The following is a 12152-nucleotide window of genomic DNA, read 5'->3' on the forward strand; positions in this document are numbered from 1 at the left end:
CACTCATTATTGATATTAATTTACAAAAAATAAAATTATATTAAACTCTTCTTTGCTTCTTCAGCATGAGTTATTGCTGCATTTGTGTCACCATCCTTTAGAGCTTTTAAAGAGGCTTCGATTTGCTTTTCAACACTACTTAGATCAGGCTTGTCTTCTAATGCTAATTCTGCTTGGTAGAATGATTTCTTTGCGCCATCATTATCGCCATTATTAATAGAAGCAATGCCTGAGTCAATCGATTGTATGATGTCATTATTTGAGTCACTTGAAGCTCCCGTTTGATTTGAAGTCTGCGTGGTATTGGAGATGTTGGTTTGTCCAAAGGCAACAACACTACCCGAAATCAATAGTAACGGCAGGATAGCTAGTGAAAACAGATTTATTGTTTTCTTATGTTTTTGAGACATGTATTTCATTGGTAGTCAATATTTATTTCTTGGAATAATAAACTACTTATCATTCCCATAAAATGAGAATAATAGACAAATAATAACAATTTAAGTTTAATAAGTTTAATGCTTGAAACTTTGCCACAATCGAATAATTTTATCTTGCTGAGGTCTATTTTTAATGTTGCAAGTAATTCTGTTATTTTTAAAACTTACTTGAATTTCGTCAATCCAAGAGGTATAAAATGATTCACTAGTTCCGTCAATCTTTCGTACAATCTTTGTTTTTTTTAAAACCTTTGTTTGCTCCAATCTATTGACTTTTCTATACGTTGAAGATATGGGTAGCCCTAAAAGAGATGCTATTTGTTGAATGCTATATTCCTTTCCATCAAGCAATTTCAATATGTTTAGGCTAGTTTCATCAGTGAAAACGGATAAGATGTCTTTCGGAGATGGACTATTCAACTCTTTAACACGGCAATTATTACTAGGTACAAAACCAGATATTTCTACAATTTCTTCAATGAATTCTTTACTTTCTTCATTTATAAAACTCAGAGTATCGCCAATAATGGTGTCTCCGATAGTTATCAGTAAGAAGCCAGCTGCAAGATAAATCATAGGAAAATATTTGCTTCTCTTGTATGCTCGAATTGCAAAATAAACCAGAATAAAACCAAGCACTATGTGTATTATTATGACTAGATCCATTACTTCCAATTCGTACTTGATAGGTGAAAATGGATTATGATTTAAAGGTTTATCAAATTAATAGAGAGGTATGAAAATCGAACTTTTGATTGAGTAAAGCAAGTGATTCGGTTTTGTAATCCTGAAATAAATAGATAGATGGAAATATTTTATGATGAATTGTGGATCAGTACTTGAATTTTTTTTTGTCTATCGGATCCAGATAAATAGTCTAGTTTTCCTGGTCAAATCCGTATTGTAAAATATATGTATACGAATAGTGAGATGAATCGGACATAAGAATCTGAAGGTAGGATAAGGTTAGCAACAAGAAAAAAATATTATATATCCAGAACAGCCAATTCCAGCTCTTCTGGATATAACATCATAGCCTAAATGATGTACTTGACATATCGATTTAATAGTATTAAAATTATGCAGCTTAGTTAATATACGAGTGAAATTGAAGTCGCTTAGTTAAACTCTTAGATTATTAGTACTATAACTTCTATTACTATCATAAATGTCAATAAACTGTGAAAGACCTACCGTATCAGAAAAATACTATATATCCTTATCCATGGTTACTAGATATTGAAAATCATCAAAAAGTTTTATTTATTATGGATTATACTGGCTTTTATGCGGTTCGGATATAGAAAACTTGTCCTTTGTTTATCAATATTTGCGATTGGGATTTTGGTAATGCAACCAACATCGTTATCGTCAATTTATACCGTTTTAGCTCAACAGAATTCGACTAGTGGAAGTAATGAGATTGATTTGCAACCAAACATAAACTCTGAGAGTATTTTTAACACAAAAACAATGACATTGGGAAATAACATAAAAAATCTTGTTATCCTTATTCCAAATGAGGGACACCATAGCGAGGGCGAAGATGATGAAGCCAGATTTTTGGATCAACATTTTGTACCAGAAAATGCTGTAGTTAATACAGGTACAACCGTGCAGTGGTTTAATGGTGATGTAGGTCACGAACGCATCATTGATGTAAAAGATACTAGTGGGAACACTGTATTTAATACTGGAGAAATCGTAGATAGCCAAGCATCCCAGGCATTCACATTCAACAAAACAGGAGTGTATAATTATGAGGCAGAGGGTGATCCAGGTGTAACAATGACAGGTTCTATAACTGTAGATAATATTCAATCACCAGCAACCCTCTCTTCTAGTTCAGGGAGTACAACAACAAATTCAAACTCCAGTAACAATATAGACACTGTTGGTATCTTGATGGTCCCTACACAAGATATTGATGAATATCTTTCCCAGCTTACTAGTGCAGGAATTACTGTGGACAATACTTTTGACTTTAAAGACTTGAGAGGCGGACAAAAGGGAACTGGTGATACACAAACGTTGATTGTGTGGACCACAAGTGGAAAAGATTTAGGCGAATCGCTTTCATCACTAAGTGAACTTTCTGCTGACCTACCCTATAGCTAATTTCAATTTTTATTTTATTAATCAATAATTTCACGATATCATGTCCATAATTTAATGGATGATAGAAACAAAACATAAACAAATTTCGCGGTACCTTTTGATTGTTATTATATATTTTTATATGAGTATAAAGCAGTTTTTTCAATGCAAGCCAATCTAAGACAAATAATTTTGTCATTACTTTTATTCTCAACTATTATGGCAGTAACATCTGTTGCAGCAACTCAGGTTTATGCTCAAAGTATACACTCAGAAGTTGACTCAACACCCATTGCTGCTGTTATAATAATGACTATTGATGACCAAGGTAATCCTGTATTCGATCCTGCTACAACTACGATTAAACAAGGCGAAGAACTGTTGGTTTTGAATAATTTAACAGAAACGCATACATTTACAAATGGAAATGGGACAGGAAGTGAGACTGAAGGTAAAATATTTTCAGTACAGATAGCACCGGGAAGTTTTGCAGAATACTTGGCTACAAATATATCTCCAGGTAACTATTCGTTCTATTCAGAAAATAACCCTAATATGAAGGGTGATTTGGTAATAATGCCATAAATTATTTCACCTTTTTGATTCTCATTAAGAAGCATTAAAGTCGATATTTCTTGAATCATTTTTCGAATTTCTAATTGAAATATTTTTTTATTACCAGATTAATAATGGATTCCGTACTCTATATACTCACAGCATCTGAACCCGTCTACCATACGAAACTTAGTCCCCAAATGCCCAAACTAAATGATAAATTATATGGTAACGATATTGTGATTGATCAAAATTAGTCCCATCAAACGATGGTGTCATATTGATTCTAGTTAATATTTCACATTGAATCATATCAAGGCGTCCAAACTATTGTTGAAAATCTTATAATGCAGACACAGAATAATAAAAACAACATAAATGGATGCAATCCATCAATAGAAATATACCTCCAAGTCCAACTTTTGAGTAAAGTCTGGAATGTGAACTTATGAAACGCCTAATGTGATAATATTCTGGCATTAAGTATTTTTTGATTACTAGGAATTATTGTCTTTTGTTGAATAGATTGCAAAATACTTTTGTAATTGCTCCTTCTTTGAATATCATGTTGTTATCGACAAAAAAAGAAAAAATAGATCATAAAGGTTTTGAACCGTGGAAGGTGTCTGAAACTTTGTTTTCTAGTTATGATAAACCATTTGACAAACTAAAATTTTTTATCAATTATGCTATTTTAGCTCCATCGGGTCACAATACTCAACCATGGGCGTTTAGAATATCAAGGGATAATAACACAATCCATCTCTACGCTGATAGAACAAGGGCGTTGGCAGTTGTAGATCCGGACGATAGGGAATTAACAATTAGTTGTGGATCTGCCTTGTTTAATTTGCAGTTAACAATATCGTACTTTGGTTATAGATTCGAAACATCATTGTTATATCAGGAACAATTACGAGAGAAGGGAGCAGAAGAGAAGAACCATGATGATTTATTGGCTACCGTTAGGGTGATAGACATCAATGAAAAACCCGAGAAAACCAAAGATGAGCAACTAAAGAGATTGTTTAATTCAATTACTATCAGAAGAACAAACAGATTCAGATTTGATGATAATAAGGACGTATCACAAGAGGTTCTCTCTAACCTTCAATCCATCGTTCAAAAATATGAAAGTGTCTGGCTTCATATTGAGAAAAACAGTGAGAAAAAAGAGCAATTTGCTAAACTCGTTACGGAAGGAGATATCATCCAAATGTCAGACAAAAAGCTTAGAAGAGAACTAGCTTCATGGCTCCATGCAAATAGAAGTCATCTTAGGGATGGAATTCCTGGCTATGCGTTTGGATTTGGCGATATCATGTCTTTAGCAGGTCCGTTTGTAATACGAACATTTGATTTTGGTAAAGGACAAGCAGCCAAAGACAAGGAACTTGCTATAGGTTCTCCAGTCCTGTTAGTGATAGGTACAAATTCTGATGACACTCTCTCATGGCTAAATGCAGGCCTAGCATTATCAAACATACTTTTGTATCTTAGGTCAGAAAATATATGGTGTTCTTACCTAAATCAGCCTATTGAAGTTCCAGAACTAAGAGAAAGCCTTGGTAGTTTAATTCCTAGACGCAGTGGCACAAATCCACAATTACTATTACGAATAGGGTATTCCAATAGAGAGGTCCTTCCAACTCCAAGAAGGTCAATTGAACAAGTCTTGATTGGTGAAGAAGAAGAAGAAGAAGAAGAAAGGACAAATACTTGGTAGCTAGTAGAGAAAAGTCGATGTTGACTCGTGAGATTCTACAACAAGAAGAAAGTCTTGTTACTAGCAATAACAATAGCTTCTGTTGCAATTGTTGCATACCTTATTATGATTGGTTTAAGTGAAATGATTTTAAGCCAACAAATAGAAAGACTTTATTCTACATCAAGAAATATTTCAGTCAACACTTTTTCATCTGAACAGATAAAGGATCTTCCAGAGCCAGTTCAGAAGTACTTTACATATTCCTTAGAAGAGGGCCAACACTATGTCAGTTACGTTAAACTAAAACACGCCGGAGAATTTCGTCAGAACGAAAACCAAAAATGGATGCCAATAGAAGGAGAAGAGTACTTTACCACCGAGACGCCGGGATTTATTTGGATTGGAAAAATATCTTTGTTACCTTTATTATGGATTACAGGTATTGACATGTATTCAGAAGGGAAGGGAGTATTTCAAATAAAGCTACTGTCTATCATTACAATAGCAGATACTCCAAAAGGTAAGGAGTTGGATGAGAGTGAACTGATGAGATGGCTTGCAGAAGCACCTTTGTTTCCAACTGCATTATTGCCCAGTAATTTTTTACGATGGGAGCCAGTAGATTCTGATTCTGCAAAGGCCATAATTGATTACGCTGGCACTAGAGCTGAGGTATTATTTCATTTTGACAGAGAAGGTAAAATCGTGCAGATGACTGCTGACAGATATCGTGCAGTTGATAATTCTTTTGTAAAAGAAAAATGGCTCGGTCATTATTCTAGTTATGCCATTGCTGAAAATATGATGATTCCCTGGAACATCGAGGTATCGTGGAATAGTGAAATAGGTAACTTTACCTATGCAAAATTCAATATAAAGGACATTCAATATGACAAACCTGTCAAATATTGACGATATTACAAATGATAATGAGAAAATTGTAGAGCTTTCGCAAGATGTAAAGCTGATTCACACGTGTAACTGATCAAATAATATATTACATCCGACTTTATTTGTCATTAAATCTTGTTTTCTCAACTCATCAGTTACTAACATAATCAATAGTATCATAAAAAATGTAAGAAATGCAAAAGAAAGAAAGAGATGACAGGATCGGAAATATCAGACTTTCAGTATTGTTTTAAATGCTACGTATTATTTATTTATGAGGAACTTTAACGCATCTCCTGCTCTAAGGAAATTTTGTTGATGATTAACATCGATATCTATAAAATAGTTCTATCATTGGTCCAGCATGATCAAATCGCATTAATAACCTGAGATAAGGCTCTCTTCACAAAAAGAAGTAATGTCTTTTGTTATCAGGTATAAAATCTTTCATGGATAATCATTAAACTAGTGAATGAGATATTGAAAGAGATGAAAAGAAATGGATAGAGAGGAAGTAATTAGGTATATAGAATATATTGTAAAGAAAAGAACTGAGGATTTAGAAAAAGAAAAAGATGCAAATCCCGATAATGACTCTCTTTTGTATATGAATAACACCGCCATAAGGAATTATATAGAAGTTTTAAAATATGTAAAGGAAAATTTGAAATGAGTGAGGTTTGCCTGATATCTACTACTACTATTATTGCTGATACTCCAACTGGTACAATACAAAACATCCTTCTAATCCACAAGAAACCACAGAATTATTCTACTAGTAATCCTGAATTAGAAAAATACTAAGGTATCAGACCTGACCTTCTCAAGCTAGAAAAAAATCTGCCACGAATCTTTTAAATATGGTCAAGTATATTGTTACCAATAACAAGATTCTTAAACTAAGATTAACTAAAAAAAATAGAAATTATCTTGCTTACAGATTCTAGGAACGGTCCACCCCGAAGGCGATCTTTACAGTAGAATGATATTCAGTTATTTTTCCAGTATTTGGGTCCACTTTAGCAGTCGTGTCAGTTAATTCGATTCCAGTTATACCGTGAATTGTTTTTGTCGCTTCAGTTAATGCAATCTGAGCAGCGTCCTCCCAACTCTTGTCCGATGAGCCCACTAGTTCTATGACATTTGCTATATTTGTCATACATCAGATGAAAGAATATAGGTTAAATAGATACTCTATCAACATAATTTTTCCATACCTGCATTAACTTTTGTTATTAAAATAGGTTAATATTCTAAAATTGAATAACTGAGATCTAAATCATAGGTTATTATTACATTCTTTGAGAATTCTAGATTTTTAGCAATTTCAAGGGTCAAGGGTTTGTTATCTATTAGGACAAATAATAGTCGATAATGATTTTATTACATTTCATAAGATGCATGTCTTCAGGTTGGCAGAAATCGAATTCCTATAACATGGCGTTTTCTTTTATATTTGAATTTTATTTTAATTCATAAAAGTTCTTTGATCAGATTGCCCCATTTGTTTGTCATCTGCGGTAACGAGTGTGTGAAAGGTTCAACCTCGATAATTTGGTACAATCGTGGAATTTTCTTTATCTATCGAGTTGGAAAGTAATATCAAAATTTTGTCTCTCCAGAACTCCTTGTCTAACACAATAATGGATTTCATGTTAACTAGGCAAATCATTGGGTTTGTACAAAAGTACCAGTAGCATACTTTATTTTGATTATTATTGCTATTCCAAGCATAATATACCCTATGTTATAAAAAATATCTAGATACCAGTTGGTATCGATAATTTTTAAAAGATCATTAAACCCGAACCCAACATCAGCGATGAAAAATAACAGTCCAAAAAAGGCAAAGAAAATCCAAAAATTATATTCTTTTTTTAATGATATTTCTTTTCCCCTAAGAAAATAAGCGATAGATGCTAGTGCAATAAAGGCGTCGAAAACAGGATAGCTAAAAAGGAGTATTAAAGTGCTCGCATCTTTACTTAGTGTATATATTTCAAACACAAATAATCCTAGATATAAGAAATAAACAATAAGAAGTGAAAATGTAATTAAACCACTTATAATTATTCTGAGTTCTATTTTATATGATTTATTTGAAAAGTAGAAAAATAAAACAAAGGAAATGCTTCCTAACATATAAAAGAAATCTGCAAGAGATGGATATGCATCGATCTGCAGAATTCCATCGTAGTATCCATATAGTAATTCTGCGATAAACCAGCAAATTAATGAAGAAAAAAGAAAAAAATTAATTTTGCCAATATTGTGTTTTGAGCTTTGTGACTTTAGCAAATAGATGAAGATTAACATGGTAACTGTAGCGGATGACAAAATAGTTGGAATGTTATAGTGAAGATAAGAAGTGGCAAGAAAAAATAAAAGTGAAATCGATTCTATTAATATGAAAATAGATATCAGATTTCTCATCGTTAATATATAAAAGTTAGAGTGCAGAAACCGTTTTATCATTCCTAATCTATTGCCTTAAAATGATTTATCTGTGTCAATGATGTATGAATATGTTTGCTTATTTTGACAAGGTATATAACAGTTGATCTAATGCTCTTACTCATCTATTAAATGTAAGCTCTACTTTGATCCACAATAGTCTAATCACAACCAATCCCATACTATATAACAAAGTTCCTGAATGAAGAAGCGAATTCAAAGCTTTCCATCCTAACGAATGAAAATCCTAAATTCCCTGCTTTTTTGTGATAAGGCTCCGAATCCCACTGCGGACATTTAGGTCTACTTTCTATCTATCGAAGTCTAAACCCATGATCAGCTGACAATGTAAGCAAATCCCATTCCTCAATCCCATTCCGAGGTTTATAGATAATGTTCCTATCCAAAAAAATTCATATATATTAGCATTTTAAGAGAACTACAAATTATCGTTGATACTCTTATAAATTTGACAAAACCCTAAAAATTTTTGTGCTTAATCTTAGAATATTTTCTGCATGTATCGATATTAAAAATAAAAATTTTGACTCAAAAACGGATTATTTTGAAGATACTTCTCATTTCTTCTTAGAAGTAGCATAATTTGCGTTAGAAGAGAAAAATTTAGAAACTAGATTTAATTATTATTTACCTCGATCGAAGAATCCTGAAAGACTATGGACCATGATGCAATAATTAAGAAAAAGAATGTGAAAAAAATGGATAGTTATTAAAGACATATCGAAAGGGTGTATTATCGTTATTAAATAGTAAGACGAGGGGATAAATGTCTCTTTTAACTTCTAAATCAAAATCAGCTGTAATTATCACATTTTGTTGTGTTTGTTTGTCCTTCCTATGATGAAGTTAGTTGCAAAAAGTGTTTCAGATTCAAGTATCATCATAATGATAAACAATGATGGAATTGCCAAACGCTTAATCATTAAAATTTATAAAAAATAAAGTATATAACCATCGCACAATTTTAAGCTATGAATTGAAAATTTCTTTTGAATAAATTGTGTTGTCAAAACGAAATAGATTTATTCATAAAAGTGATAAAATAGGACACGTTGAATAATTTACATTACTCAGTAGTGTTAATATCATTTTTGTTATTGATGTTTGGTAGTATATCATATTTAGAACCAAATGTAGATAATAAATCCGAGCTTATATCCTCATTTTCTTCATGGCCATATTGGGCAGAGGCACAGGAAGATCCGGATATTTCTAATTTTGATAGCATATTAAACGGCGAGAATTCGATAATACAACAAAATAATTCAAGCATAGTAAAAGCATCTGGTCATTTTGCGAATAACCAAATTCAAGATAACATTGTAACTTGGATTCAAGGGGGTATGTGGAGCCTTGACATTAAAGGTAGTGAAAATAAAACTCATGACTCGTCAAAAAATATGACAGCAGTTTTCAATGCAAACTTTACAATGATAAAGCCAGATGGAAGTCTTAGTCATAATCACCTGATAGATAATTTCAAGTCAGAAAATGTAATCTTTGCTGGTAATGATATTGTAATTACAGGAATTTCAAATATTCATTCAGATAAGGGTATCGAATTTAGCCAAGTGCCAATTACTGTTCATCTAATGGGTAAAAAGGTATTGGGTCTTATGATTGACGTTAATAAAACAAGTGGTCATTTTGCCGGTGCTAACGAAATGTTTGGCACTCTGATTAGCGGATTGGGCCTAGAGAGTGATGAAACAAATGCAGACGAAAACTTTAACGTCAACAATTTAACAAGCAGCGAAATTCCGCTTGATACGAATGTCACTTTGCAAACAGGTTTATCAAACCATACTTTGCATTAGATATCTTGTCTTTTCTTTCTTTCTTAAACAATAAAAGAATATCAAAAATGTGATTAAAACATTATTCAAGATATGTGTATGCCAAACTATCTATATCATTATATCAATTCGATAATAATTTGCTTTCTTTATGAGTTGTGTTTGAGTCAGGACATTTACTAAAGAAAACTTAAATTAAATAGAGAATTCGTATTTACATTGAAACTAATTCAGTCCATTCCTGATACGCCAAATAAGGTCACAGAAGATGAGGTTAATAGATTTCTTCATAGTAAACTTAATTTGCAGTTAGCTACCATTGACTAAGACGGATATCCCAGTATCCAACCACTATGGTTTCTACATGACAAAGAATCGGGCAAAATTTATGTAGCAACTCCTAAGATGACAAGGAAGGCTCGTAATCTATACAAAAATCCCAAGGTCTATTTCTCAATTGATGATGAGACTTTTCCGTATAAGGGAGTAAAAGGAAGAGGGATGGTAAGAATATCTGAAGATATAGATTGGAACATACCTATCGTAGAGAAGTTGGGTATGAAATATTTGGGTACAATAGACAACCCCCTTGCGCAAATAATTATGGACAATACTAGAAAAGGCATACAGATTGTAATTGAAATTACACCAAAGTTTTTCTCTGCATGGGATTTTGGAAAGGCGATGTAGTAAATAGTTCTATAATTCCTTTCGTTTGTAGACCAGAATATCTCCTAAAAACGGTGTATTGGTCTTGCTTGCAGTAAATAGGAAATTGACCTATGATTTATTATCTTATCTATTCTCCCTTAGAATCAAGAAAATTTGAATTTACGTTACAATTTATACCTATATCTCATGTACCTAATTGTAATGTTTTGTAGTACTGAAGTTACAATCACAAACATCGTAAACATCCTATACATAAGTACTATTACCTATACGTAGGCAATGTCTAATATTGTAATAGTTAATCCTGTAGAGTTCCAAGATCCACAAAGCCTATCACATCATCATTCTATTATTTATGACTATGAGAGAGGTGAAAAGATTTGTAAAGAATGTGGTATAGTCACCCAGGATAATCTGTATGATGCAGAATTAGATATCAATTATTACAAATATAAAAGCGATACCAACACTGTACTACCGCACTCCATTATTTTGAATGACAAGGGAATGTCTACATCTATTGCAGATTACGATGCAACCAGTTCAAAAAGATTTTCTAACAGAAAAGAACATAATAAAATTGAATTTCTCAACAAAATTGTAAGTTGTTCAAATAAGAAGAGAAATCTAAAGATAGTTATTGATTTACTCAACAGAATCAAGGACAAGTTGTCATTGACTTCTGTGTGTATTGAAGATGCACTTTTGTATTACAAGAAGGCGCTTGAAAAGGGCCTAATAAAGGGGAGGTCTATCAGAGAAGTAATAGTTGCATGTGTTTATATAGTATGCAAAAATTTCAGCATTCCAAGAACCCTAGCAGAAATTTCGCAAATAGTAGAAGCAGATGAGACATTTGCTGCCAGATGTTATAGGCTACTTATGAGAGAGTTAAAAATTGGCCATGTACAGTTCAAACCTACTATATTCATTAGAAAGATTGCAGATGAAGCCGATATCAATGAAAGAGCTATAAGAGAATCCATTGATATGCTTTTGGCTATACAAAATGAAAATGCATTCACAGGTAAGAATACACTTTCCGTTGCTGCAGCTATACTATATCTCACGTGTAAAAAAAATGGACAAAAGATATCTCAAGCCAGAATTGCTTCAGCAGCAAATATTAATATAATGACTTTACGAAAGAGGCTATCAGAGGTTAGGACCGTTATTATGAACACGCCTTTCTTAAACTAGATAAATCGCTATAGTAGTAAAGTGGTGAAAACTAACAGTCTATGAATGTCTACATTGTTAACTATATAGACAAAATAAAGGTTGGTTAAAAACTATCAGGCATATACTTTGATAGTCATTTGGACACCATATTAAAATCAACTTTGAAGCGCCAAATTCCTTTTCTTATTGGAGGCACTATAACAGGTATCATAATGGCGTATTATTATGGTTTTTTGTTTACCATGGTGGTAAATAGCATAATTTGGTTTGTCATCTCGATGGTTGTTAACAAGTATTATTGGCATTATACTGGCTTTAGAGATGAAATGTTTCTTT

Annotated in this window: 12 protein-coding genes and 1 pseudogene; 9 read left to right on the forward strand and 4 right to left on the reverse strand. The window is 32.5% G+C overall.

The annotated features are described in order from the left end of the window. Positions 1-35: 35 nt before the first annotated feature. Together ACMT7R_RS07040 and ACMT7R_RS07045 are read right to left on the reverse strand one after the other, a co-directional pair. The gene (locus ACMT7R_RS07040) at positions 36-410 is read right to left on the reverse strand and encodes a hypothetical protein (protein WP_415310912.1); all 375 of its coding nucleotides are present in this window, start codon (positions 408-410) and stop codon (positions 36-38) included. Between the two features lie 105 nt (positions 411-515). After that, positions 516-1106: a hypothetical protein gene (locus tag ACMT7R_RS07045; RefSeq protein WP_415310913.1), complete on the reverse strand. Its 591-nt coding sequence runs from the start codon at positions 1104-1106 to the stop codon at positions 516-518. Between the two features lie 621 nt (positions 1107-1727). Here ACMT7R_RS07045 and ACMT7R_RS07050 point away from each other — a divergent pair. The 6 genes from ACMT7R_RS07050 (at position 1728) to ACMT7R_RS07075 (ending at position 6495) form a co-directional block, all read left to right on the forward strand. Continuing rightward, positions 1728-2558, forward strand: a complete 831-nt coding sequence (locus tag ACMT7R_RS07050; protein ID WP_415310914.1) for a hypothetical protein — start codon at positions 1728-1730, stop codon at positions 2556-2558. Positions 2559-2702: 144 nt separating this feature from the next. Beyond that, positions 2703-3122, forward strand: a complete 420-nt coding sequence (locus ACMT7R_RS07055; protein WP_415310915.1) for a hypothetical protein — start codon at positions 2703-2705, stop codon at positions 3120-3122. 484 nt (positions 3123-3606) lie between these two features. Continuing rightward, a complete protein-coding gene (locus ACMT7R_RS07060; protein WP_415310916.1) occupies positions 3607-4818 on the forward strand; it encodes an Acg family FMN-binding oxidoreductase in 1212 nt (403 codons plus the stop codon). A 27-nt stretch (positions 4819-4845) separates the two neighbouring features. Then, complete coding sequence (locus ACMT7R_RS07065; RefSeq protein ID WP_415310917.1) at positions 4846-5712, forward strand: DUF6920 family protein; 867 nt, start codon at positions 4846-4848, stop codon at positions 5710-5712. A gap of 478 nt (positions 5713-6190) precedes the next feature. After that, complete coding sequence (locus tag ACMT7R_RS07070; protein WP_415310918.1) at positions 6191-6364, forward strand: hypothetical protein; 174 nt, start codon at positions 6191-6193, stop codon at positions 6362-6364. Beyond that, positions 6361-6495 (forward strand): hypothetical protein, encoded by a 135-nt coding sequence (locus ACMT7R_RS07075; RefSeq protein WP_415310919.1) that lies wholly within the window; start codon positions 6361-6363, stop codon positions 6493-6495. Before ACMT7R_RS07070 ends, ACMT7R_RS07075 begins: the two co-directional genes overlap by 4 nt. A 139-nt stretch (positions 6496-6634) precedes the next feature. Here ACMT7R_RS07075 and ACMT7R_RS07080 read toward each other — a convergent pair whose 3' ends face one another. Both ACMT7R_RS07080 and ACMT7R_RS07085 read right to left on the reverse strand, forming a co-directional pair. Continuing rightward, the gene (locus ACMT7R_RS07080; protein ID WP_415310920.1) at positions 6635-6850 is read right to left on the reverse strand and encodes a dodecin family protein; all 216 of its coding nucleotides are present in this window, start codon (positions 6848-6850) and stop codon (positions 6635-6637) included. A 509-nt stretch (positions 6851-7359) separates the two neighbouring features. Continuing rightward, a complete protein-coding gene (locus ACMT7R_RS07085) occupies positions 7360-8124 on the reverse strand; it encodes a hypothetical protein (RefSeq protein ID WP_415310921.1) in 765 nt (254 codons plus the stop codon). Between the two features lie 1094 nt (positions 8125-9218). Between ACMT7R_RS07085 and ACMT7R_RS07090 the strand changes: the two genes are divergently transcribed. From ACMT7R_RS07090 to ACMT7R_RS07100, 3 genes and pseudogenes are all read left to right on the forward strand, one after another. Next, on the forward strand, positions 9219-9983 hold the full coding sequence (locus ACMT7R_RS07090) for a hypothetical protein (RefSeq protein WP_415310922.1): 765 nt from the start codon (positions 9219-9221) through the stop codon (positions 9981-9983). A gap of 318 nt (positions 9984-10301) precedes the next feature. Next, positions 10302-10652: pseudogene (locus ACMT7R_RS07095) on the forward strand (pyridoxamine 5'-phosphate oxidase family protein); the annotation flags it as partial. A 261-nt stretch (positions 10653-10913) separates the two neighbouring features. Beyond that, a complete protein-coding gene (locus ACMT7R_RS07100; RefSeq protein WP_415310923.1) occupies positions 10914-11834 on the forward strand; it encodes a transcription initiation factor IIB in 921 nt (306 codons plus the stop codon). Positions 11835-12152: the final 318 nt, after the last annotated feature.

This window comes from Candidatus Nitrosocosmicus sp. FF01 (genome assembly GCF_047711275.1).
GTDB lineage: Archaea > Thermoproteota > Nitrososphaeria > Nitrososphaerales > Nitrososphaeraceae > Nitrosocosmicus.

Excerpts from the sequence above, each read along its gene's own strand:
- ACMT7R_RS07040 (WP_415310912.1), bottom strand. The coding sequence starts at position 410 with ATGTCTCAAAAACATAAGAAAACAATAAATCTGTTTTCACTAGCTATC.
- ACMT7R_RS07045 (WP_415310913.1), bottom strand. The coding sequence starts at position 1,106 with ATGGATCTAGTCATAATAATACACATAGTGCTTGGTTTTATTCTGGTT.
- ACMT7R_RS07050 (WP_415310914.1), top strand. The coding sequence starts at position 1,728 with ATGCGGTTCGGATATAGAAAACTTGTCCTTTGTTTATCAATATTTGCG.
- ACMT7R_RS07055 (WP_415310915.1), top strand. The coding sequence starts at position 2,703 with ATGCAAGCCAATCTAAGACAAATAATTTTGTCATTACTTTTATTCTCA.
- ACMT7R_RS07070 (WP_415310918.1), top strand. The coding sequence starts at position 6,191 with ATGGATAGAGAGGAAGTAATTAGGTATATAGAATATATTGTAAAGAAA.
- ACMT7R_RS07075 (WP_415310919.1), top strand. The coding sequence starts at position 6,361 with ATGAGTGAGGTTTGCCTGATATCTACTACTACTATTATTGCTGATACT.
- ACMT7R_RS07080 (WP_415310920.1), bottom strand. The coding sequence starts at position 6,850 with ATGACAAATATAGCAAATGTCATAGAACTAGTGGGCTCATCGGACAAG.
- ACMT7R_RS07085 (WP_415310921.1), bottom strand. The coding sequence starts at position 8,124 with ATGAGAAATCTGATATCTATTTTCATATTAATAGAATCGATTTCACTT.
- ACMT7R_RS07100 (WP_415310923.1), top strand. The coding sequence starts at position 10,914 with ATGTCTAATATTGTAATAGTTAATCCTGTAGAGTTCCAAGATCCACAA.